This is a genomic window from Streptomyces sp. NPDC004609 (genome assembly GCF_042873655.1).
In the GTDB taxonomy this organism is placed as follows: Bacteria; Actinomycetota; Actinomycetes; order Streptomycetales; family Streptomycetaceae; genus Streptomyces.
The window spans coordinates 103608-125913 of the sequence record NZ_JBIALS010000017.1 but is presented as its reverse complement, the minus strand read 5'-3'; the positions used below and the strand labels follow the sequence as shown (position 1 = coordinate 125913).

Below are 22306 nucleotides of genomic sequence, written 5' to 3'. Positions count from 1 at the left end.
ATGCTTCTGGACTGTGTCTGTTTCAGGCGGTGCCTGCTTCGGGCAGTGGGCGCCCGCCCTCATTACTTGATCATGTAGATCGTGAGGAAAAGGCCGATCCAGACGACATCGACGAAGTGCCAGTAGTAGGACACGACGATGGCGGCGGTTGCCTGCTCATGGGTGAATCTCCTGGCGGCGTAGGTACGGCCCAGGACCAGCAGGAAGGCGATGAGTCCGCCCAGCACGTGCAGGCCGTGGAAGCCGGTGGTCAGGTAGAAGGCGGAGCCGTAGGCGTCGGACGAGAGCGAGAGGCCCTGGTGCTTGACGAGCTCGACGTACTCGGTCACCTGGCCGCCGATGAAGACCGCACCCATGATGAAGGTGATGATGAACCACGTCCGCAGCTTCTTCACATCACCGCGCTCGGCGGCGAATACGCCGAGCTGGCAGGTGAGGGAGGACAGCACCAGGATCGTGGTGTTGCCCGCCGAGAAGGGGAAGTTGAGAAGGTCTGCCTTCTCACTCCAGAAGTCGGCACCCGTTACCGATCGCAGAGTGAAGTACATCGCGAAGAGGGCCGCGAAGAACATCAGCTCGGAACTCAACCAGATGATGGTTCCGACGCTGGTGAGGTTCGGTCGATTGACCGACGGGTGCGCGTGCCCGGTTTCTACTGTCGTTGCTGTCGCCACGACCGACATTATGTCGGTCGCTTATCCCGCCCTCACTCCGGGGGGTGCCGTTCGGTGTGTCAGTGGTCCCGTCCCAGCTCGAACGGCCCATCGAAGCGGCGTCCGAACAGCTGTTGACGCGCAGTCGGACGGAGTAGCATCCAGGCCCAAGGACCCGAGGGACAGGCCCCGGCGCCGCTGGGCGGACCCCAGCACCGGAGCCTGGTCCGACGAGGGATCCCGGCCGGATCCACCGGCCGGTCCGACGACGCGGAGGAACGATGCAGCCGACCGCCACCGTGCTGGTCTACAGCGATGACGCCAACACCCGCGAGCAGGTGAGGCTGGCCGCCGGACGCAGGCCCGCGGCCGACGTTCCCCCGCTGGAGTTCATCGAGTGCGCCACCCTGCCCGCCGTGCTGAGCAGGCTCGACCGGGGGGGCATCGACGTCTGCGTGCTCGACGGTGAGACCGTTCCGGCGGGCGGCATGGGGGTCTGCCGGCAGATCAAGGACGAGATCTTCGACTGCCCGCCCGTGCTGCTGCTGATCGGCCGCCCCCAGGACGCCTGGCTGGCCACCTGGAGCCGCGCGGACGCCGCGGTGACGCTCCCGGTGGACCCGGTGGAGTTCGCGGACGCACTGGCCTCGCTGCTGCGTGCCAGGCTCGCCGTGGACGCCTGACGGCGGCGGACGGCGCGAGAGGTCCGGAGCGGGGCTCCGGACCTCTCGCGCCGTCCGTCTTCTTTCCGCCTTCTCTCCGTTGAGCGCTGTCCGCTCCGGCCGGGGGGCGGGTGCGGGCGGCGCCGGGACGGGTGGCCGGATCCCGGAGGAGGATTCCGGCCCGGGTCGGCCCGCACCGGGCCGTCGTGCGCAGGGCCGCCCGGCGGGGTCGCGGCTCAGACCCGCGGCCGCAGACGGGCCGAGTCCGAGGGGCTGCTGCCGTCCCTGATCCCGGCGGCCAGGGCGCTGCCCTGCCGCCACTCGTCCCAGGGCATGTTCCAGTCGCCGTAGCCGTTGCCGAAGGTGTCCATCTCCTTGCCGATGCTGTTGACGACCTGGACGATGTCTCCCGCGCGCACGGTGTCGAAGAACCAGGCGGCGTTTCCGGTCGACATTCCCACACAGCCGTGGCTGACATTGGCCGCTCCGTGCGAGTCCACGGACCAGGGCGCCGCGTGGACGTACTCACCGCTCCAGGTGACCCGGGCGGCGTAGTACACCGGCAGGTCGTACTGCTCCTCGCCGAAGATGCCCACGCTGGCGCCCCGCATCCGGACGTAGTACTCCTTGCCGAGGATCACCTTGACCCCGCTTCGGGTGGAGAAGCCCGGCTTGCCGGTGGTCACCGGAATGGTGTTGATCACTTCTCCGTTGCGCAGGACCGTCATCTCGTGCGCCGAGGCGTCGGTGATGGCCTCGATACGGTCCCCGATGGTGAGCTTGAGCGCCTTGGAGGGGCCTCCGTAGAGCTGGTTCGCGACCTTCACGCCCTGGAGGTTGCTGACGGCGTTGACGGTCGCTCCGGCGGGCCAGTACTCCTTCGGGCGGTAGTGCAGCACCTCGTTGTCGACCCAGTGCCAGGCCCCCTCGACGGAGGGGCTGGATACGACCTTGAGCGCGCGCTCGACGACGGCCCTGGCCGCCTTGTCCTTGACCGGGAGGCTCAGCTCCGCGATGAGGGGCTGGCCGACGCCGTACGTACCCGCCTCGGGGCCGAACTCGACCGTCAGCAACCGCTGGGCCGGTGAGGTGTCGAAAGCGACCGTACGGGTGCCCGGGGAGCCCTCCCGGTTCTCCGTCGAGACCTTGGCCGTGTACTTGGCACCCGCGGCCAGGGAGCCGGTGGAGCGCCAGCGGGTACCGTCCGCGGTCAGCTCCCCCGCGAGGTGATGACCGGCGTCGGAGACGACCGTCACATCGGTGATCCTGCCCTCGTCGCCCTTGACCGTCACCTCAAGGGGCTTGTCGGGGTCGACCGTGCCCCCCTTGGGGGTGTTGAGGGCCACCTGCTGGGCCGCGTCGAACGGCTTGGTCGACAGCGGGTGGGAGTCGGAATCGCCGCACGCGGTCGCGACCACCCCGAGGGACACGACCAGCAGCGTGCAGCGGAATACGGTGCGAAAGCGCGGCGTCTGGTTCATATCAACACGTTATGAAGATCACTTCGCAGCGGCGCGCTGAGTTCGTGCAAACGGGCGAGGCCCGGGTCCCCCTCAGGAGTGAGAGGGACCCGGGCCCGGGCTACGCGCCGTTGACGGGGTCTCGCCGGCAAGGACGCGGCCCGTGCCGCCGGTGGCGGTCCGGGCCGGTCCTGGTACTGCTGGTGCCGCTCGCGGTGCTACTGGTTCTGGTTCTCACCGCGGTAGTACTCGAACGTCCAGCCCCAGATTCCGATGAGGATGATCGGCGCCGAGAAGTACAGCAGCCACCACCCCACCGCCACGGCGAGGAACGCGAGCGCGCCGCCGACGGCCAGGAAGAGCGGCTGCCAGCTGTGCGGGGAGAAGAACCCCACCTCGCCGGCCTCGTCCGCGACGTCGGCCTCGGTGTCGTCCTGGGCCATCGCGTCGACCCGCCGGGCCGTGTAGGCCAGGTAGAAGCCGACCATGATGCTCAGACCGAAGGCGAGGAAGAGCGCGGTGGTACCGGCCGGCTCCTTCGACCATACGCCGTACAGGATGGCGACGGCGAGGATGAAGACGCTCAGCCAGAGGAACATCTTTCCCTGGATCTTCACTTGCCGGCCTCCTTCCCAGAGGTGAGGGCGTGCTCGCCCTTGTTCTCCAGATGGTCGAGAGCGGCGATCTCAGGGTGGTGCAGATCGAACGCCGGGGATTCGGAACGGATCCGCGGAAGGGTGAGGAAGTTGTGCCGCGGCGGCGGGCAGGACGTCGCCCATTCGAGCGAGCGGCCGTAGCCCCACGGGTCGTCGACCTCGACCTTCTTGCCGTACTTGGCGGTCTTCCAGACGTTGTAGAAGAACGGCAGGAGCGACGCGCCGAGCACGAAGGAGCTGATCGTGGAGATGGTGTTCAGCGCCGTGAAGCCGTCGGCGGCCAGATAGTCCGCGTACCGCCGGGGCATGCCCTCCGCACCCAGCCAGTGCTGGACCAGGAACGTGCCGTGGAAGCCCAGGAACAGCGTCCAGAAGGTCATCTTGCCGAGCCGCTCGTCCAGCATCTTGCCCGTGAACTTCGGCCACCAGAAGTGGAAGCCGGCGAACATCGCGAAGACCACGGTGCCGAAGACGACGTAGTGGAAGTGCGCGACGACGAAGTACGAGTCGGAGACGTGGAAGTCCAGCGGCGGCGAGGCGAGGATGACACCGGTCAGACCACCGAAGGTGAAGGTGATCAGGAAGCCGATCGTCCAGAGCATCGGTGTCTCGAAGGACAGCGACCCCTTCCACATGGTGCCGATCCAGTTGAAGAACTTCACACCGGTCGGTACCGCGATCAGGAAGGTCATGAAGGAGAAGAACGGCAGGAGCACGCCGCCCGTCACATACATGTGGTGCGCCCACACCGTCACCGACAGACCGGCGATGGCGATGGTCGCGGCCACCAGGCCCATGTAGCCGAACATCGGCTTGCGGCTGAAGACCGGGATGATCTCGGAGACGATGCCGAAGAACGGCAAGGCGATGATGTACACCTCTGGATGGCCGAAGAACCAGAAGAGGTGCTGCCAGAGCAACGCGCCGCCGTTGGCCGCGTCGAAGATGTGGGCGCCGAACTTGCGGTCCGCCTCCAGCGCGAAGAGCGCGGCGGCCAGCACCGGGAAGGCGAGCAGGACCAGAAGACCGGTCAGCAGCACGTTCCAGGTGAAGATCGGCATCCGGAACATCGTCATTCCGGGTGCGCGCATGCAGATGATCGTGGTGATGAAGTTGACCGAACCGAGGATCGTGCCGAAGCCGGAGAAGGCCAGACCCATGATCCACATGTCGGCGCCGACACCCGGCGAACGGACGGCGTCCGAGAGCGGGGAGTAGGCGAACCATCCGAAGTCGGCCGCGCCCTGGGGGGTGAGGAAGCCGGCCACCGCGATGATCGAGCCGAAGAGGTACAGCCAGTAGGCGAACATGTTCAGCCGCGGGAACGCCACGTCGGGCGCGCCGATCTGCAGCGGCATGATCCAGTTCGCGAAACCGGCGAACAGCGGCGTCGCGAACATCAGCAGCATGATCGTGCCGTGCATCGTGAACGCCTGGTTGAACTGCTCGTTCGACATGATCTGCGTGCCGGGACGGGCCAGTTCGGCGCGCATGACGAGCGCCATGACTCCGCCGATGACGAAGAACACGAACGACGTGACCAGGTAGAGCGTACCGATGGTCTTGTGGTCGGTGGTGGTCAGCCACTTCACCACGACATTGCCGGGCTGCTTGCGCCGGACGGGCAGCTCGTTCTCGTACGAGTCGTCGGCCGCGGCGGCACCCTGGGGTTGGTTGAGGATGCTCACAGTTGGTTCTTCTCCGCGTTTTTGGCGGGGGTCGTCTGCTCAATGCCCGCCGGGACGTAGCCGGTCTGACCCTTGTCCGCCAGCTCCTTGAGGTGCTGCTGGTAGCGCTCGGGGGAGACGACCTTGACGTTGAAGAGCATCCGGGAGTGGTCCACGCCGCAGAGCTCCGCGCACTTGCCCATGAAGGTGCCCTCCCGGTTGGCCGTCACCTCGAAGGCGTTGGTGTGCCCGGGGATGACGTCCTGCTTGAAGAGGAAGGGGACCACCCAGAAGGAGTGGATCACATCACGGGAGGTCAGCACGAAGCGGACCTTCTCCCCCTTGGGCAGCCACAGCGTGGGGCCGGGGTTGCCGTTCTGGGGGTTCCGGGTGCCGGGGATGCCGGCGTCGTAGACACCGCCCGCGTTCTCCGGGAGGTCCTCCAGCCACTTGTCGGGAATGGCCTTGAGGTTCTTGTCCTTCTTCGCGTCACCCGTCACACCGGGGACGGGCTCGATGTAGTTGAAGGCCCAGCTCCACTGGTAGCCCACCACGTTGATGGTGTGGGCGGGCTTGTCGGAGAGGGAGATGATCTTTGTCTCGTCACGCGCGGTGAAGTAGAAGAACACCGAAACGACGATGAGCGGGACCACGGTGTACAGCGCCTCGATGGGCAGGTTGTACCGGGTCTGCGGGGGGATCTCCACCTTGGATCGGGTACGCCGGTGGAAGTAGACACTCCACAGGATCAGACCCCACACCAGGACGCCCGTGACGAGCGCCGCAGCCCACGAGCCCTGCCACAGGGAGAGGATGATGGGCGCCTCTTCCGTGACCGGAGTGGGCATGCCAAGGCGGGGAAAGTCTTCCCAGGTGTATTCGCAACCGGTGGCGGTAACCAGGATCAGGCCCGCAGTCAGCACCTGCGGCAGCTTCCGCCGCATCGGGCGCCGCGACGCGGGGGTACCACCCGCGCCTTGGCTGCGGGGGAGGTCGGAGCCGTTGGGACTCACGTAGCGCCTTCCCGAGAGTCTCGGCCCGCGCGACGGGGTGCGGCCGTCTCGCTGGTCGGTCGCCGGCCCTGACGCGGGCAGGGGTTTGGATGTTTATGCGGACCAAACCCTACTGGACGCTATTTGGGGTCGCGCGGGGAGGGTGCCCAACGCGCCGTTCGACTCCCCGAAGGGGTGGAATCACCCTGATATTTCACGGAATTTCCGCCCCAAACACCTCGGGATTTCCCGCCCCGCCCGGCACCGGGACGCGAGCTTCGCCATACGGTCCGCACCCCCCGGAGTGCCCCCTTCCGGTGGGCATCTGACGCCCCCTCGGGGTCCCGGGGTTAGCGTGGCCGGGTGCCCTACTTCGACGCCGCGTCCTCCGCCCCGCTGCACCCCGTCGCCCGCCAGGCCCTCCAGGCCGCCCTCGACGAGGGGTGGGCCGACCCCGCCCGGCTCTACCGCGAGGGGCGGCGGGCCCGGCTGCTGCTGGACGCGGCCCGGGAGGCGGCGGCGGAGGCCGTGGGATGCCGCCCGGACGAGCTGGTCTTCACTCCTTCGGGGACCCGCGCGGTGCATCTCGGGGTGGCGGGGGCCCTCGCCGGGCGCCGGCGGGTGGGACGGCACGTGGTGGTCTCGGCGGTGGAGCACTCCTCCGTCCTGCATGCGTCCGCGCGCCACGGGGAGGAGACCTCGGAGGTCCCGGTGGACCGCCTCGGGCGGGTCGATCCGTCCCGGTACGCGGCGGCACTGCGCGAGGACACGGCGCTGGCCTGCCTCCAGTCGGCCAACCACGAGGTCGGCACCGAGCAGCCGGTACGGGAGGTGGCCGCGGCCTGCCGGGCGGCGGGCGTGCCGCTGCTGGTGGACGCGGCGCAGTCGCTGGCATGGGGGCCGGTGGACGACGGCTGGTCGCTGCTGACCGCGAGCGCGCACAAGTGGGGCGGGCCCGGCGGGGTCGGGCTGCTCGCCGTGCGCAAGGGGGTCCGGTTCGCTTCCCAGGAGCCCGCGGACGAGCGGGAGTCGGGGCGGTCGGCCGGTTACGAGAACATCCCGGGGATCGTGGCCGCCGCGGCCTCGCTCCGGGCGGTCCGGGCCCAGGCCGAGGCGGAGGCGGTACGGCTGCGGGGCCTGGTGGACCGTATCCGCGCGCGGGTGCCGGAGCTGGTGCCGGACGTGGACGTGGTGGGCGATCCGGTACGGCGTCTCCCCCACCTGGTCACCTTCTCCTGTCTCTACGTCGACGGGGAGGCGCTGCTGCACGAGCTGGACCGGGAGGGGTACTCGGTGTCGTCGGGCTCGTCCTGTACGTCGAGCACCCTGACCCCGAGCCATGTACTGCGGGCGATGGGCGTGCTCAGCGAGGGCAACGTACGGGTGTCGCTGCCCTCCGGTACGACGGCGGAGGACGTGGAGGGCTTTCTGGAGGTACTGCCGGAAGTGGTCTCGGCCGTCCGCGGGCGGGTGGGGGCGGTGGCGGCCTCCGCCGCGGGCGGGGGTGCGGGTTCCGGCTCCGGCGGGGGTGATCTGGTGCTGGACACGCTCGGGAAGCGGTGCCCGATCCCCGTGATCGAGCTGGCCAAGGTCATCGGCGACGTCCCGCCGGGCGCGACGGTGACGGTCCTCTCGGACGACGAGGCGGCCCGGCTGGACATTCCCGCGTGGTGCGAGATGCGGGGCCAGGAGTACGTCGGCGAGGAGGAGCGGGGCGGGGGCGGGGTGGCGTACGTGGTGCGCCGCGTGTCGTAGCGGGCGGTCGGGCCGTCCCCATGGACGTCGACGGTCCGCTTTCCCCGGATGGGTGCCCTGCCCCTTCCGGCCCTTTTCCCGGGGGCCGGGAACGGGCCGGGTCGCCTTCGGCCGGGTGGGCCGCCGTCCCGGGCCGGGCCCGGCCGCGGTCGCGTGCCGGGTCCCGTACCTCGGACGCCCGCGAGGCCGGGAGGTGCCTGCCCCGCGGTGCCGCCCCCGGGCCGGGCGGTACCCGCCCCGTACGCGGAGGGGCGGGGCACCCGTCGGCGCGGGGAGCGTTTCCGGCCGCTCGGGCGGAGGAGAGACCGTGCGGCGGGGCCGGTGTCCCGGCGCCCCGCCGGGGGGTGAACGTTTCCCCACCCGAGCGGCCCGGAGCGATCGGGCGGACGCGGCGGCGGACCCGGCCCGTCCGGTGCCGGGGGCCGGGAACAGGCCGGGCGCCCGGGCCCGGGCCGCTTCCGGCCGGGTTGGGTCCGGCCGGACTCGGGCCAGGCAGGCCAGGCCGGGTTCGGTTCCGGTCGGGGTCGGGCAGGTCAGGTCAGGTCAGGTGGGACTGGACCTCGGCGGCCGCCTCGTGGCCGTACGCCTTGGTGAAGCGGTCCATGAAGTGCGCGCGCCGCAGTGTGTACTCCTGCGTGCCGAGGGTCTCGATCACCAGCGTGGCCAGCATGCAGCCCACCTGCGCCGCCCGCTCCAGCCCGACACCCCAGGAGAGCCCCGAGAGGAACCCCGCGCGGAAGGCGTCGCCGACGCCCGTGGGGTCGACCTTGGCCTCCTCCTCGGGGCAGCCGACCTCGATGGGGTCGCCGCCGCCGTGCTCGATGCGGACGCCCCGGGAGCCGAGCGTGGTGACGCGATGGCCGACCCGGCCGAGGATCTCCGTGTCCGTCCAGCCGGTCTTGGACTCGATCAGGCCCTTCTCGTACTCGTTGGAGAAGAGGTACGTCGCGCCGTCCAGCAGTATCCGGATCTCGTCCCCGCTCATCCGCGCGATCTGCTGGGAGAAGTCCGCCGCGAAGGGAATCCCGCGCGAACGGCACTCCTCGGTGTGGCGCAGCATCGCCTCGGGGTCGTCCGCGCCGATGAGGACCAGATCGAGGCCGCCGACCCGGTCGGCCACGGACTTCAGCTCGATCAGCCGGGCCTCGCTCATCGCCCCCGTGTAGAAGGAGCCGATCTGGTTGTGGTCGGCGTCGGTCGTACAGACGAAGCGGGCGGTGTGCAGCACCTCGGAGATCCGCACGGACCCGGTGTCCACACCATGGCGGTCGAGCCAGGCCCGGTACTCGCCGAAGTCCGCTCCGGCGGCACCGACGAGGACGGGCCGGGTACCCAGCTGGCCCATGCCGAAGCAGATGTTCGCCCCGACACCGCCCCTGCGCACATTCAGGCTGTCGACCAGGAAGGAGAGGGAGACCGTGTGCAGCTGGTCCGCGACCAGCTGGTCGGCGAAGCGGCCGGGGAAGGTCATGAGGTGGTCGTTTGCGATGGAGCCGGTGACTGCGATTCGCACGGCGATGCGCTCCTGTGGCGGGGTGGAGGGGACGTCTCACGCTACCCGGTCGCGGCGCTGGGCCGAAGGGCGGAAACTACCCGATAGTAGATCTTTTTCCCCCGGCTCTTCGGTGCGTACCGTGCGGATATGACGAACTCCATGGCGTCCCGAGCCTCCCGCGAACCGGAATTCACTCTCGCGGAGCTGCGGGGTGACTGCGCCCGGATGGCGCTGCGCAGGCCGGTGCCCGCGTCGGCCGTGCCCGCGCCCGTTCCGCCGTCCCGGATCCATGGTGTCGTCGTGCCCGCCGCCTCGGCGCGGATCGTCGCCTCGATGTCCGACTACGGATACGGAGGCTGACGGCGGGCCGTCCACCAGGGGGGCGCGAACCCGGGAACCGTGCGCGCCCTTGTCCCGTCCCATGCGTGACCCCGCATCAGGGGGCGGGACCGGGCACAGGGGACAGGGAGCGATGCGGTGAGCGGCACGAAGACCGACGAGGACAGCGGACGCCGTTGGCGTTCACCGCTGGTGGCCTCGCTCGTGGCGGCGGTACTCGTCGTGGCGGGCGGGGGCGGCACGTATCTCGCCACCGCGGGTTTCGGAGCCGGCGACGGCCCGGACGCCCGGAGCGGGGAGCCGCCGAGGCTGTCGGTGAGCCCCACGCCGACGGGCGCCTTGGGGATCGCGCCCGGTGAGCCCCACCCCGGCCCCGGATCCGGCTACCGGGTGAAGGGCGCCCTGCCGGACGGCCCGGACAGGGCCTCTGTACACCGCCCGGAGGGCACGGTCACCGAGGACGAGGTGCGCCGGCTCGCGCAGGCGCTCGGCCTGCCCGGCTCCCCCCGGCGGACGGGTTCGGTGTGGAAGGCCGGTGGCGACAAGGACGGTTCGGGACCGGTGCTCCAGGTGAGTGCCGCCGCCCCGGGCACCTGGACGTACGGGGGGTTCGGTCCCGCTCCCCGTGGTGACGCCTGCCCGAGGACCGATGTCTGTGCCTCCGGTACGACGGCGAGCGGGCCCACCAGTCCGGACGGTGTCCCTCCGGTGAGCGAGAAGGCCGCGAAGCATGCCGCCGCCCCCGTGCTGAAGGCGCTGGGGCAGAGCGACGCCGCCGTGGACGCCGGTCAGGTGATGGGCGCCATCCGGGTGGTGAACGCGGAGCCGGTGGTCGGTGGTCTGCCGACGCACGGCTGGACCACCGGGATCCAGATCGGCGCGGACGGCCGGGTGGTCGGCGGGGGCGGGCAGTTGAAGGAGCCCCGCGCGCGGGCTACGTATCCCGTGATCTCCGCGGACGACGCGCTCGCGCGGCTGAACACCGCCGCCCGTGGAGGCGGTGCGGCCGAGCCCGCCGACTGCCCCACGGGCGGGGGCCGGAGCGGCGGGGCGGGCGGAATGAACCCCTGCGATGTCCCCGTCTGTGCCACGCCGATGCCGCTGGGCGAGGGCGGCGGCAAGGAAACGGCTAAGGGACCTGCCCGGGCGTGCGCTCCCGGCTGTCCTCCGCCGGCGTCCCCCGGGGACACGACGCGGGACCGGCTCGGTTGCGGCGGCCTCCCGCCGGAGCCGGCCGAGCGGCTGACCGTCGACAAGGCCGTCTTCGGGCTGTCCGCGCTGCATGCGGACGGGAAGCCGTCCCTCGTACCGTCGTGGCTGTTCCGGATCGCGCCCGGTGGTGCGGCGCCGTCGTCCACGATCGCCCAGGTCGCGGTGGAGCCCGGGTATCTGGTGCAGAGCACTCCGCCGTCGCCGGACGCGCCCGGGACGCCGGAGGTGTCGCCGTTGCCGACCGCGCCGGGCACGGGCACCGGGCCGGCCCGTCCGGCGCCGGACCCGGACGGACCGTCCCGTGCCCTGCCGGGCCAGTCGGTGGAGTCGTACACCGTGCAGGGGCGGACGCTGACGGTCCGGTTCACCGGCGGGGTATGCGCCGCGTACGGCGCGAAGGCGAGCGAGACCGGCCGTCAGGTGCGGGTGACCATCACCGAGTCGCACCCCGACCCCGGGCGCGTGTGCATCGCCGTCGCCGTGCCGGTGACGGCGAAGGTGACGCTGGACGCGCCCCTGGGTGACCGCGAGGTCGTGGACGCGAGGACGGGGAAGGCGATCAAGCCCGGCACCGGCTGAGCGGCAAACGGCTCACGGAGAAACGGCTCACAGGGGTACGGCTCGCACAGACACGGCTCGCGGAGATACGGCGGAGGCGGCGGTCCCGGAAGGGAACCGCCGCCTCTGTCGCGTACGCCGGCCGGGCGTCGCCCCGGCCCGGTGTGCCGCTCAGTTGAAGGAGTCGCCGCAGGCGCAGGACCCGGTCGCGTTCGGGTTGTCGATGGTGAAGCCCTGCTTCTCGATGGTGTCGACGAAGTCGATGGAGGCACCGCCCAGGTACGGAGCGCTCATCCGGTCGGTCACGACCTTCACGCCGCCGAAGTCCTTGACGACATCGCCGTCGAGCGAACGCTCGTCGAAGAACAGCTGATAGCGCAGGCCGGAGCAGCCACCGGGCTGTACGGCGACACGCAGCGCCAGGTCGTCCCGGCCTTCCTGGTCCAGCAGGGCCTTCACCTTGGCCGCGGCGGCGTCGGACAGGAGGATGCCGTCGCTCACGGTGGTGGTCTCGTCCGATACGGACATCTGCTTCATCACTCCCGGGATGGTGTCCCCACCAGAGGCAGGGCGATGTACGGAGACTGCTTGCCGACGATTGCAACCGGCGAGGCCGCGGATTCATTCCGCGCCCGTGGCCCCTCTTTCCCTTCTTATGCTCGCACACCGCCTGGGCTGGGGACACGGCGTGGAGCCGGGGGGTGCGTCACATCGACGCTATGGCCATCGTCAAACTGACGTGAAGCGGTTATGATAGATAACGTCAAGTAGACGATAAAGGTCTGTGCAGAAATAGAAAGGGTGTGTGTCGTGACCACCGCCCAAGCCCGTACGGAGCCGCAGGACGCCCTGCTCGACGTACAGCCGACGCCCCTCGCCCTGCTGCTCCTCGGCCGTGAGGCCGACCCGAGGAGCGAGCGCGGCGTGGAGTGCCCCGGCGACCTGCCGTCCCCGTCCGACCCGGATCTGGTGGAACGCGCACGTGCCGCCAAGGAGAAGCTCGGCGACAAGGTCTTCATCCTCGGCCACCACTACCAACGCGACGAGGTCATCCAGTTCGCCGACGTCACCGGAGACTCCTTCAAGCTGGCGAAGGACGCGGCGGCGCGGCCGGAGGCCGAGTACATCGTCTTCTGCGGTGTGCACTTCATGGCGGAGTCCGCGGACATCCTCACCTCCGACGACCAGAAGGTCGTCCTGCCGGACCTCGCGGCGGGCTGTTCCATGGCCGACATGGCGACGGCCGAACAGGTCGCCGAGTGCTGGGACGCGCTGACCGACGCCGGTATCGCCGAGCAGGTCGTACCCGTCTCGTACATGAACTCCTCGGCGGACATCAAGGCGTTCACCGGGAAGCACGGCGGCACGATCTGCACCTCGTCCAATGCGCAGCGGGCCCTGGAGTGGGCCTTCGAGCAGGGCGAGAAGATCCTCTTCCTGCCGGACCAGCACCTCGGGCGCAACACCGCCGTACGGGACCTGGGTCTGTCGCTCGACGACTGCGTGGTCTACAACCCGCACAAGCCGAACGGCGGGCTGACCACGGAGCAGTTGCGCGCGGCGAAGATGATCCTGTGGCGCGGGCACTGCTCGGTGCACGGGCGCTTCTCGCTGGATTCGGTCCGTGAGGTACGGGAGCGGATCCCGGGGGTGAATGTGCTCGTGCACCCCGAGTGCAAGCACGAGGTCGTGGCGGAGGCGGACTACGTCGGCTCGACGGAGTACATCATCAAGACGCTGGAGGCGGCCCCGGCCGGTTCCCAGTGGGCGATCGGCACCGAGCTGAACCTGGTGCGCCGGGTGGCGGCGGCGCACCCCGACAAGGAGGTCGTCTTCCTCGACAGGACGGTCTGCTTCTGCTCGACCATGAACCGCATCGATCTGCCCCACCTGGTGTGGGCGCTGGAGTCGCTGGCGGAGGGATCGCTGGTGAACCGTGTCCAGGTCGACAAGGAGACGGAGAGCTTCGCGAAGCTGGCGCTGGAGCGGATGCTGGCGCTGCCGTAGCGGGTGGCGGAACAGGAAGGGGGCGCTCCGGTCGTCGCGACCGGAGCGCCCCCTTCGTCGCCCGGGCCCTCGCCGGGGCTCCGCCCGGACCCGCGCCTCACACGCCGGCGGGGCCGGGGCTGCCGTGGCGGGGACGGGACTGCCCTTAGGTTTCGCAGATCCAGTCCGTGAGTTCCGAGGGGCGGCTGAGCGCGACCAGATGGCCGCCGGGGAGGATCTCGACCGGGATGCCCAGGCGGGCGGCGACCGTGCGGCGCTGGAAGTCCGCGGGGAAGAAGCGGTCGTCGCGGGACTGGAGGAAGCGGGTGGGGATCCCCGGCCAGGACGGCAGGGGCCAGGGATCCGCGAACAGTGCCTCGGACGGGCCCCCGGGCGGGGAGGTCATCGCCTCGGCGGTGACCTCGGGCGGGACGTCGTGGAAGAAGTCGACGAGCGGGTCGAACGGGGCGTCGGGGTCGCGGCCGTCGCGGACCGCGAGGGCCCGGCGGGCCTGCGGCTGGCCCGTGTTGGCCCACCACTGGCCCGCCGTCTCACCGGGCGCGGGGACCATCGCGTTGACCAGGATCAGACGCTCGACCGAGATCCGCTCGCAGACCAGGGGCGCGATGAAACCCGACAGCGACTGGGCGACGACGACCAGCCTGCCGGGGGGCGCACCGAGCTGGTCGACCACCGCGTCGGTGTAGTCGGCCAGATCCGCGGTGTTGTCCTCGGGCAGATCGACGGCGATGGCCTCGTGCCCCCGGGCGCGCAGCTCGGGCACCACCCGGTGCCAGTACCAGGCGCGGCCGTCGGCGCCGGGGATGAGGAGGTACTCCGTCATACGACGCTCCTGCGGAAGGGGCCAGAGGACCCCATCGTGGCGCACGAAAGCCCGGTCCGGGCTCCCGAAGGGGCCCGGACCGGGCGTGTTCACCGGATCTGCGCTACAGGTCGGCCGAGGCCAGCGCGTCCGCGTCGGCGTCCGAGACCTCGGGCGGCAGGTCGTCGCCCGACTTCGCGCGCTTCGCGGCCTTCTTCTTCGCGCGCCGCTCCTTGCGCAGCTCCACCATCGCGTACAGCGTCGGCACGAGCAGCAGCGTGAGCAGCGTGGAGGTGATCAGACCGCCGATCACGACCACCGCCAGCGGCTTGGCGATGAAGCCGCCCTCGCCCGTGACGCCCAGGGCCATCGGGAGCAGGGCGCAGATCGTCGCCAGGGCGGTCATCAGAATCGGGCGCAGCCGGTGCCGCCCGCCCTCGATGACGGACTCGACGACGCCGAGTCCCTGTGCGCGGTACTGGTTGATGAGGTCGATCAGCACGATCGCGTTGGTGACGACGATGCCGATCAGCATCAGCATGCCGATCATCGCCGGGACACCCATCGGAGTGCCGGTGATGACCAGCAGACCGATCGCGCCGGTCGCCGCGAACGGGATGGAGACCAGCAGGATCAGCGGCTGCACCAGCGAGCGGAAGGTGGCGACCAGCAGCATGAAGACGATCGCGATCGCCGCGAGCATCGCCAGGCCCAGCGCGCCGAACGCCTCGTCCTGGTCCTCCGACACACCGCCGATGGAGGCCGTGGCGCCCTCCGGCAGGTCGAGGGACTTCAGCTTGGACTGGAGCGCGGAGCTGACCGCGCCCGTGTTGTCACCGGTCGGCTTCGCCGTGATCGTGGCGGCGCGGGCGCCGTCGATACGGGTCATGGAGACCGGGCCGGGCACCTGCTTCACCTCGGCGACCTGCCCGAGCGTCACCGCCCCGAGGGGCAGGTTCCGCAGTTCCGCGATGGTCCTCGCGGGCTTGGCGGAGGTGATGACGACATCGCGCTCGGTGTTGTCGAGGATCGCCTTGGCCGTGGGGGTGCCGCGCACGGCCTGGGTGACGGCCATGCCGAGGGTGGTGTCGTTGAAGCCGGCCGCCACCGCGTTGGCGTTGGCCTTGACCGAGATCCTCGGGACGCTCTGCGCCAGGTCGCTCTGGACGTCGGTGACGTCCTTGAGACCGGCGACCTCCTCGCGTACCGCCTCGGAGGCGGACTTCAGGGTGTCCGGGTCGGCGGCCTTGACGACGACGCTCAGGTCCTGGCTGCCGAATCCGTCGCCGGCCGCGATGGTGGTGTCGCCGATGCCGTCGAGCTTGGCCAGTTCGGCGTCGATGCGGTCGCGGGTCTTCTCGTAGTCGGCCGCGTCCTTCAGGGTCATCTGGTACGACGCCTGGTTGGCGCCGGTGCCGCCGCCGAAGGCGGCCATGAAGCCGGAGGAGCCGACGGTGACCTGGTAGTTCTCCAGCTCGTCGATGCCGTCGAGTACGCCCTCGACCTTCTTCGCCGCGGCGTCGGACGCCTCCAGGCTGGTGCCCGGGGGCAGCTCCTGCTTGATCGACATGACCTCCTGCTCGCCCTGGTCGAAGAAGTTCGTCTTCAGCAGACCGGCCATGCCGAAGGTGCCGAAGAGGATGACGACCGCGAGGGCGACGCTGGTGATCCGGCGGCGGGTGGCGAAGCGCAGGACCGGGATGTACGTGCGCTGGAGCCTGCTGCGCTCCTCCTTCTCCTCCGCGATCCGGCGGGCCTCGTCCGGGTCCATGCCGCGGACGGCCTTCGGCGCGCGCAGGAACCAGAACGACAGCACCGGCACCACGGTGAGCGAGACGAGGAGGGAGGCCAGCAGGGCGGCGGAGACGGTGAGCGAGAACGAGCCGAACAGCTCGCCGATCATGCCGCCGGTCAGACCGATCGGCAGGAACACGGCGACGGTGGTCAGCGTCGAGGCGGTGACCGCGCCGGCGACCTCCTTCACCGCGTTGATGATCGCGCTCTCGCGCTCCTCGCCGTAGCCGAGGTGGCGCTTGATGTTCTCCAGGACCACGATCGAGTCGTCGACGACCCGGCCGATGGCGATGGTGAGCGCGCCGAGGGTGAGCATGTTGAGCGACAGGTCGCGGGTCCACAGCACGATCAGCGCCAGCACCACGGACAGCGGGATGGAGACCGCGGTGACCAGGGTGGAGCGCAGCGAGGCCAGGAAGACCAGGATGACGATCACGGCGAAGAGAAGGCCGAGGGCGCCCTCGGTGGTCAGTCCGGAGATCGACTTGGAGACCGCCGGGCCCTGGTCGGAGACGACGGTCAGTTCGGCGCCGGAGCCCAGGTCCTTGCGCAGATCGGGCAGCTTGTCCCGGACCGCGTCGGAGATGGCGACGGCGCTGCCGTCGTTGTCCATGGTCGCGAGGACGGCGAGGCTCGGCCTGCCGTTCGTACGGGTGAGGGAGACCGCGGTGGACGGGGTCTGCTCGACCTTGGCGATGTCGCCGAGGCGGACAGGCTTGCCCCTGGGTGCCGCCGAGGGGATCCGTACGTCCGCGATCTGGCGGAGGCTGGAGAAGCCGTTGCCGACCTGGACGTTGAGGTTCTGGCCCCCCTCGCTGAAGGAACCGGCCGGCATGGTCGCGCCGCCCGCCTTCAGCGCCTCGCCGATCGCGCCGACCCCGAGACCGGCGGCGCGGAGCCTCGCCTCGTAGGGGGTGACCGAGACCTGGAGGTCCTGGACGCCGTCGATGGAGACCTGGCCGACGCCGTCGATGTCCTCCAGGGCGGGGACGACGGTGCGCTCCAGCTGATCGGCGAGCGCCTGCTGGTCCTTGTCGGAGGTGACGGCGAGGACGACGGTCGGGATGTCGTCCGTGGAGCCGGCGATCACCTGCGGGTCGACGTCGTCGGGCAGTTGGGCGCTCGCCCGGTTCACGGCCTGCTGGACGTCGGCGACGAGTTGCTTGGTGCCGTCCCCGTACTCGAAGCCGGCCATGATCACGGCGTTGCCCTCGCTCGCCGTGGAGGTGATGCTCTTGATGCCGTCGACGGCCTTGATCGAGCTCTCCAGCGGCTCGACGACCTGCTTCTCGACCACATCGGGGGACGCGCCCTGGTAGGGGGCGAGCACCGACACCATCGGGAGTTCGATGGACGGCAGCAGCTGCTGTTTGAGCTGGGGGATGGCGATCGCGCCGAAGACGATCGCCACGATCGACATCAGCCCGACCAGGGCTCGTTGCTTCAGGCTGAATCTCGACAGCCAGGACATGAGGTCTCTCTTCTGTGACTTACGCGGCAGGAAGGCGCCGGACGACAGGCGTACTGTGTGGCGTCGGGCACAGTCGGTGGCCCGCTTATACGATCAGCCATGAGGATGGCGGACCCGTCGCCCGCAGGTCTCGTTTCTTTATCTCGCGTATACCGCAGCTGGAGTACACCGCGGTGTCGGATCAGTCCGACCTCGGGCGGACCAGACCCGATTCATAGGCGATGACGACGAGCTGGGCGCGGTCGCGGGCGCCCAATTTGGCCATGGCGCGGTTCACATGGGTCTTCACGGTCAGCGGGCTCACCGCGAGGCGTTCGGCGATCTCGTCGTTGGTGTGGCCGCCGGCGACCAGGACGAGGACCTCGCGCTCGCGCACGGTGAGCGCTTCGAGGCGCTCGGAGTAGGTCGCGGAGTCCGGGTCGTCGTCCCGCCCGCCGCCCTGCGCGAGGAACTTGGCGATCAGCCCCTTGGTGGCGACGGGCGACAGCAGCGCCTCGCCGGCGGCGGCGATACGGATGGCGCTGAGGAGTTCGTCCGGCTCGGCGCCCTTGCCGAGGAAGCCCGACGCCCCGGCGCGCAGGGACTGGACGACGTACTCGTCCACTTCGAAGGTCGTCAGCATGACGATCCGGACATGGGCCAGTGCCGGGTCGGCGCTGATCATCCGGGTGGCGGCGAGGCCGTCCGTACCGGGCATCCGGATGTCCATGAGGACGACATCGGCCTGTTCGGAACGGGCGAGGGCGACGGCCTCGGCGCCGTCCGCGGCCTCCCCGACCACGGCCATGTCCGGTTCCGAGTCCACCAGGACCCGGAAGGCACTGCGCAGCAGTGCCTGGTCGTCGGCGAGCAGCACCCTGATCGTCATGCGTCCTCCCCCGTGCGCGCTTTCAGGGGCAGTATCGCCTGTACCCGGAAACCACCGCCGTACCGGGGGCCCGCGCTGAGCCGGCCGCCGAGGGCGGAGACACGTTCGCGCATGCCGAGGAGGCCGTGGCCGCCGCCGCGCTGGTGGGCGGGGGCACCGGGGGCGTAGGGCCGGACGGTGTGGGTGTCCGGGGTGGTGCCGTTGTCCAGCACCGTGACCTCCAGGGTCGCGCCCACGCGGATCACGCTCACCTCGGCCTTGGCGTCCGGGCCCGCGTGCTTGCGCACATTGGTCAGCGCCTCCTGGATGATCCGGTACGCGGCGAGGTCGACGGCAGCGGGACGCCGGACCCCCTCGTCGGCACGGGCCACCTCCACCGCCAGACCCGACTGCCGGAAGGTGGTGACCAGTTGGTCGAGAACGCCGAGGCCGGGGGCGGGTTCGGTGGGTGCCTCCGGGTCACCGGACTGCCGCAGCAGCCCCACGGTGGCGCGCAGTTCGTTGAGCGCGGAGCGGCTGGCCTCCCGCACATGCGCGAGCGCCTCCTTGGCCTGGTCGGGGCGCTTGTCCATGACATGCGCGGCAACGCCCGCCTGCACATTGACCAGGGCGATGTGATGGGCGACGACGTCGTGGAGGTCCCGGGCGATACGCAGGCGCTCCTCGGCGACCCGGCGGCGGGCCTCCTCCTCACGGGTCCGCTCGGCACGGTCGGCGCGCTCCCGGATCGCGTCGACGAACGCCCGTCTGCTGCGCACGGCGTCACCGGCGGCCGCCGCCATCCCGGTCCAGGCGAAGATGCCCAGGTTCTCCTGGGTGTACCAGGGGGTGGTGCCGAAGAACATCGCGGCGCCGGTGAGCACGGTCATCGTGAGGAGGCCGACCCGCCAGGTGGTGGGCCGGTCGGTGCGGGAGGCGACGGTGTAGAGCGCGATCACGGCGGCCATCGCGACCGGGGCCGGCCGATCGGCGAGGATCAGCTCGACCACGGCCAGGGCTCCGGCGAGGACCAGCACGCACACCGGCCGGCGGCGGCGGTAGACGAGCGCCGCGGACGCCAGGACAAGCAGCACCAGGGTGAGTGCGCCGGGGGTGCGGGCGCCGAACTCCGGCCCGTGCTTTCCGTACGGCTCCGCGAAGGAACCCAGGACCATGCCGGCCAGCACGATCACGGCGAGTGCGGCGTCGAGCGCCAGGGGGTGCTCGCGGAGCCAGCGCTGGGCGCGGGCGAACCGGGTGGCGAGGGAGGTCACATCAGGCAACGGTACGGCGTGTCGCGGCACCTGGGTGCCCGACGGCCGTTCAGGCGTACGGACGCGGGGATCCCGGGAGGTGTGGGCGGGGGCCGTGGCGAGTGCGCGGGAGGAAGGGCGTAACGGGCGCGGGAAGCAGTGGCAGGCGCGGGGGCCGGGCCGGGGCACGCACCCGGTCGCCTCGCCGCCTCCCGGCGCCGTCGCGCCCGCGGCCCGTGCGCGGTGTGAGGCGCTGTGCCCGCGGTCAGGCGGTGTACGCCCGTGAACGGCCCCGCCCCCGGGAAGGGGTGTGCCCCTGGACGCGTACGGGCCCGGCGGGGGTACGCCGCCCGACGCGCACGTGCCCCGCTCCGGGGGCTCCGGGGCGGGGCACGCTGTTGGAATGCGAGGGCCGCGTGGGCCGGGTGGGGTCTGGGGGCCGGGGGTCAGCCGGGGATGAGCCCGCCGTCGCCGAGCATCTCCCGGACGTCCTCCAGGGTGGCTCCCGGAGCGGGGAGGATCAGCTCCGACGGCTCCAGGAAGTCGTCCGGCACCGGCTCCCCCAGCTCCCGGACGCGCTCCAGGAGCGCGGCGAGCGTCCGGCGGAAACCGGGGCCGTCGCCCTGTTCCATCTCCGCCAGCAGCTCGTCGTCGAGCCTGTTCAGTTCGGCGAAGTGGCTGTCCGCCAGCTTCACCTGACCCTCCCCCATGATCCGTACGATCATGACGAGTCCCTACTGCTCGGTCCCGGGGGGTGTCACCGGCCGGCCGGCGACGGTCGCCGGCCGAAGGCCGCCGGTGCCCTCACGGGCGCGTCCTCAGTGCTTGTCGGGTGCTTGTCGGCGCTTGTCGGCACTTATCGACTTCTGCTGGTTTCTGCCGGCTTCCGCCGGTTTCGCTCAGTGCTTGTCGAAATTGGGCCTGGCGCTGTTCTGCTGTCCCTGGGCGTCCTGCGGAGTGGCGGTGCCGCCCTCGATCGCCTGCTGCGAGGAGCCGCTGCCGCCCGCCAGCTCGGCCTTCATCCGCTGGAGCTCCAGCTCCACATCCGTACCACCGGAGATACGGTCCAGCTCGGCGGCGATGTCGTCCTTCGCCATCCCGCTCGGGTCGTCGAGCGCGCCCGAGGCGAGCAGCTCGTCGATCGCGCCCGCCCGCGCCTGGAGCTGGGCGGTCTTGTCCTCGGCCCGCTGGATCGCGAGCCCGACGTCGCCCATCTCCTCCGAGATGCCGGAGAACGCCTCCCCGATCCGGGTCTGGGCCTGCGCGGCGGTGTAGGTGGCCTTGATCGTCTCCTTCTTGGTGCGGAAGGCGTCGACCTTGGCCTGGAGGCGCTGTGCCGCGAGGGTGAGCTTCTCCTCCTCGCCCTGCAGCGTGGTGTGCTGCGTCTCCAGGTCGGTGACCTGCTGCTGGAGCGCGGCGCGGCGGGAGAGCGCCTCGCGCGCCAGGTCCTCACGGCCGAGCGCCAGCGCCTTGCGGCCCTGGTCCTCCAGCTTGGAGGACTGTCCCTGCAACTGGTTGAGCTGGAGCTCCAGGCGCTTGCGGGAGGTCGCCACATCGGCGACTCCGCGGCGCACCTTCTGGAGCAGCTCCAGCTGCTTCTGGTACGAGTAATCGAGGGTCTCGCGCGGATCCTCGGCCCGGTCAAGGGCCTTGTTTGCCTTCGCGCGGAAGATCATCCCCATACGCTTCATGACACCGCTCATGGGCTTCGCGCGCCCCCTTCATGACGGACTACGGCTCCAGCACTCCAACAGAACCCACAGTACGGGCCCTGCATCCATTACCGCACTGTTCGAGCGCGGATGCGCTCCTCCCCAAGGACGACTGCGGACTGCTCCCGATCCGGCGCAAGGAGTAGATGACCGTCAGGGACATCACCGGGAACCGCCCGCGCAGGCCCGCCGGGGCCACCGCGGCCGGCGTCCGGACCCGAGCCCTCCGGCTCCCTGTCCCGCGCCGCCCTTCTCTCCCCTGCAGACGTACGGTGTTGCGGGATCGTTCCCCTCCGGCGTTGGGTCCATGCACGCCACCCCTTACCCTTGGGTTTTGTGTTCCGTAGCCGTGCCAAGACGGAGAAGTCCCCCACCGACCAGGTGACGGCGGACCTCTCCCAGCATCCCCGCGACCCCCAGGCCCCTAAGGGCCGCCCCACTCCCAAGCGGAGCGAGGCCCAGAGCCAGCGCCGTCGTGCCGCCACGACGCCACTCGACCGCAAGGCGGCGGCAAAGCGCCAGCGGGAGGCGAGGCGCGCGGACATGGCGCGCCAGCGCGAGGCCCTCGCCAGCGGTGACGAGCGGTATCTGCCGGCCCGTGACAAGGGCGAGGTGCGCCGCTTCGTCCGTGACTTCGTCGACTCGCGCTTCTGCGTCGCGGAGTTCTTCCTGCCGATGGCCGTGGTCATCCTCATCGCGAGCATGGTCCGTGTCGGCCAGCTCCAGAACATCGCGCTGCTGCTCTGGCTCGGTGTCATCGTGATGATCCTGGTGGACTCGGCAGGTCTGGCGATGCGGCTGAAGAAGCAGCTGAGGGAGCGGTTCCCCGACGACCCCAAGCGCGGCGCGGTCGCCTACGGTCTGATGCGTACGCTCCAGATGCGCCGGCTGCGTCTGCCGAAGCCGCAGGTCAAGCGCGGAGAGCGACCCTGAGCACTGAGGCCCCCGGTGTCGCGGACGCCCCGGGTGGT

19 protein-coding genes are annotated in these 22306 nt (G+C 70.5%); 6 read left to right on the top strand and 13 right to left on the bottom strand.

What is annotated here, in order from left to right:
* Positions 1–62: 62 nt before the first annotated feature.
* Positions 63–683, bottom strand: a complete 621-nt coding sequence (locus ACFYT4_RS18775; protein WP_389269777.1) for a heme-copper oxidase subunit III — start codon at positions 681–683, stop codon at positions 63–65.
* A gap of 251 nt (positions 684–934) precedes the next feature.
* Between ACFYT4_RS18775 and ACFYT4_RS18770 the strand changes: the two genes are divergently transcribed.
* Positions 935–1336 (top strand): hypothetical protein, encoded by a 402-nt coding sequence (locus tag ACFYT4_RS18770; protein WP_389269775.1) that lies wholly within the window; start codon positions 935–937, stop codon positions 1334–1336.
* Between the two features lie 215 nt (positions 1337–1551).
* On the opposite strand, the gene ACFYT4_RS18765 is transcribed toward ACFYT4_RS18770, so the two are convergent.
* The 4 genes from ACFYT4_RS18765 to coxB form a co-directional block, all read right to left on the bottom strand.
* Positions 1552–2796 (bottom strand): Ig-like domain-containing protein, encoded by a 1245-nt coding sequence (locus tag ACFYT4_RS18765; protein ID WP_389269773.1) that lies wholly within the window; start codon positions 2794–2796, stop codon positions 1552–1554.
* Positions 2797–2993: 197 nt separating this feature from the next.
* Complete coding sequence (locus tag ACFYT4_RS18760; protein ID WP_389269771.1) at positions 2994–3392, bottom strand: cytochrome c oxidase subunit 4; 399 nt, start codon at positions 3390–3392, stop codon at positions 2994–2996.
* Positions 3389–5119, bottom strand: coding sequence for a cytochrome c oxidase subunit I (ctaD, locus tag ACFYT4_RS18755; protein ID WP_389269769.1), 1731 nt, complete (start codon positions 5117–5119; stop codon positions 3389–3391). The genes ACFYT4_RS18760 and ctaD overlap by 4 nt, the downstream gene beginning before the upstream one ends.
* Complete coding sequence (gene coxB / locus ACFYT4_RS18750; RefSeq protein ID WP_389269767.1) at positions 5116–6111, bottom strand: cytochrome c oxidase subunit II; 996 nt, start codon at positions 6109–6111, stop codon at positions 5116–5118. Before coxB ends, ctaD begins: the two co-directional genes overlap by 4 nt.
* 342 nt (positions 6112–6453) lie before the next feature.
* Here coxB and ACFYT4_RS18745 point away from each other — a divergent pair, with 342 nt between their 5' ends.
* The gene (locus ACFYT4_RS18745) at positions 6454–7845 is read left to right on the top strand and encodes a cysteine desulfurase/sulfurtransferase TusA family protein (protein WP_389269765.1); all 1392 of its coding nucleotides are present in this window, start codon (positions 6454–6456) and stop codon (positions 7843–7845) included.
* 538 nt (positions 7846–8383) lie between these two features.
* Here ACFYT4_RS18745 and ACFYT4_RS18740 read toward each other — a convergent pair.
* Positions 8384–9358 carry a carbohydrate kinase family protein gene (locus ACFYT4_RS18740; RefSeq protein ID WP_389269763.1) on the bottom strand — a complete coding sequence of 325 codons (975 nt, stop codon included), beginning with the start codon at positions 9356–9358 and terminating at the stop codon, positions 8384–8386.
* Between the two features lie 129 nt (positions 9359–9487).
* On the opposite strand from ACFYT4_RS18740, the gene ACFYT4_RS18735 reads away from it, so the two are divergent.
* The gene (locus ACFYT4_RS18735) at positions 9488–9700 is read left to right on the top strand and encodes a hypothetical protein (RefSeq protein ID WP_389269761.1); all 213 of its coding nucleotides are present in this window, start codon (positions 9488–9490) and stop codon (positions 9698–9700) included.
* Between the two features lie 117 nt (positions 9701–9817).
* Positions 9818–11470, top strand: coding sequence for a hypothetical protein (locus ACFYT4_RS18730; RefSeq protein ID WP_389269759.1), 1653 nt, complete (start codon positions 9818–9820; stop codon positions 11468–11470).
* Positions 11471–11620: 150 nt separating this feature from the next.
* Here ACFYT4_RS18730 and ACFYT4_RS18725 read toward each other — a convergent pair whose 3' ends face one another.
* On the bottom strand, positions 11621–11977 hold the full coding sequence (locus ACFYT4_RS18725) for an iron-sulfur cluster assembly accessory protein (RefSeq protein WP_389269853.1): 357 nt from the start codon (positions 11975–11977) through the stop codon (positions 11621–11623).
* A 282-nt stretch (positions 11978–12259) separates the two neighbouring features.
* Here ACFYT4_RS18725 and nadA point away from each other — a divergent pair, with 282 nt between their 5' ends.
* Complete coding sequence (gene nadA, locus ACFYT4_RS18720; protein ID WP_389269757.1) at positions 12260–13456, top strand: quinolinate synthase NadA; 1197 nt, start codon at positions 12260–12262, stop codon at positions 13454–13456.
* A 145-nt stretch (positions 13457–13601) separates the two neighbouring features.
* On the opposite strand, the gene ACFYT4_RS18715 is transcribed toward nadA, so the two are convergent.
* The 6 genes from ACFYT4_RS18715 to ACFYT4_RS18690 form a co-directional block, all read right to left on the bottom strand.
* The gene (locus ACFYT4_RS18715) at positions 13602–14279 is read right to left on the bottom strand and encodes an alpha/beta fold hydrolase (RefSeq protein WP_389269755.1); all 678 of its coding nucleotides are present in this window, start codon (positions 14277–14279) and stop codon (positions 13602–13604) included.
* A gap of 103 nt (positions 14280–14382) precedes the next feature.
* Positions 14383–17523 (bottom strand): efflux RND transporter permease subunit, encoded by a 3141-nt coding sequence (locus tag ACFYT4_RS18710; RefSeq protein ID WP_389269753.1) that lies wholly within the window; start codon positions 17521–17523, stop codon positions 14383–14385.
* Between the two features lie 181 nt (positions 17524–17704).
* Complete coding sequence (locus tag ACFYT4_RS18705; RefSeq protein ID WP_389269751.1) at positions 17705–18391, bottom strand: response regulator; 687 nt, start codon at positions 18389–18391, stop codon at positions 17705–17707.
* On the bottom strand, positions 18388–19653 hold the full coding sequence (locus ACFYT4_RS18700; RefSeq protein WP_389269749.1) for a sensor histidine kinase: 1266 nt from the start codon (positions 19651–19653) through the stop codon (positions 18388–18390). Before ACFYT4_RS18700 ends, ACFYT4_RS18705 begins: the two co-directional genes overlap by 4 nt.
* Before the next feature lie 416 nt (positions 19654–20069).
* Positions 20070–20348 (bottom strand): hypothetical protein, encoded by a 279-nt coding sequence (locus ACFYT4_RS18695; protein WP_389269747.1) that lies wholly within the window; start codon positions 20346–20348, stop codon positions 20070–20072.
* Between the two features lie 174 nt (positions 20349–20522).
* Complete coding sequence (locus ACFYT4_RS18690) at positions 20523–21326, bottom strand: PspA/IM30 family protein (RefSeq protein ID WP_389269745.1); 804 nt, start codon at positions 21324–21326, stop codon at positions 20523–20525.
* Between the two features lie 345 nt (positions 21327–21671).
* Between ACFYT4_RS18690 and ACFYT4_RS18685 the strand changes: the two genes are divergently transcribed.
* Positions 21672–22268: a DUF3043 domain-containing protein gene (locus tag ACFYT4_RS18685; protein WP_389269743.1), complete on the top strand. Its 597-nt coding sequence runs from the start codon at positions 21672–21674 to the stop codon at positions 22266–22268.
* Positions 22269–22306: the final 38 nt, after the last annotated feature.

Bases quoted from the DNA above. Each gene is read 5' to 3' on its own strand.
- ACFYT4_RS18775 (WP_389269777.1), bottom strand. From the start codon at position 683: ATGTCGGTCGTGGCGACAGCAACGACAGTAGAAACCGGGCACGCGCAC.
- ACFYT4_RS18770 (WP_389269775.1), top strand. From the start codon at position 935: ATGCAGCCGACCGCCACCGTGCTGGTCTACAGCGATGACGCCAACACC.
- ACFYT4_RS18765 (WP_389269773.1), bottom strand. From the start codon at position 2,796: ATGAACCAGACGCCGCGCTTTCGCACCGTATTCCGCTGCACGCTGCTG.
- ACFYT4_RS18735 (WP_389269761.1), top strand. From the start codon at position 9,488: ATGACGAACTCCATGGCGTCCCGAGCCTCCCGCGAACCGGAATTCACT.
- ACFYT4_RS18725 (WP_389269853.1), bottom strand. From the start codon at position 11,977: ATGTCCGTATCGGACGAGACCACCACCGTGAGCGACGGCATCCTCCTG.
- ACFYT4_RS18715 (WP_389269755.1), bottom strand. From the start codon at position 14,279: ATGACGGAGTACCTCCTCATCCCCGGCGCCGACGGCCGCGCCTGGTAC.
- ACFYT4_RS18710 (WP_389269753.1), bottom strand. From the start codon at position 17,523: ATGTCCTGGCTGTCGAGATTCAGCCTGAAGCAACGAGCCCTGGTCGGG.
- ACFYT4_RS18705 (WP_389269751.1), bottom strand. From the start codon at position 18,391: ATGACGATCAGGGTGCTGCTCGCCGACGACCAGGCACTGCTGCGCAGT.
- ACFYT4_RS18695 (WP_389269747.1), bottom strand. From the start codon at position 20,348: ATGATCGTACGGATCATGGGGGAGGGTCAGGTGAAGCTGGCGGACAGC.
- ACFYT4_RS18690 (WP_389269745.1), bottom strand. From the start codon at position 21,326: ATGAGCGGTGTCATGAAGCGTATGGGGATGATCTTCCGCGCGAAGGCA.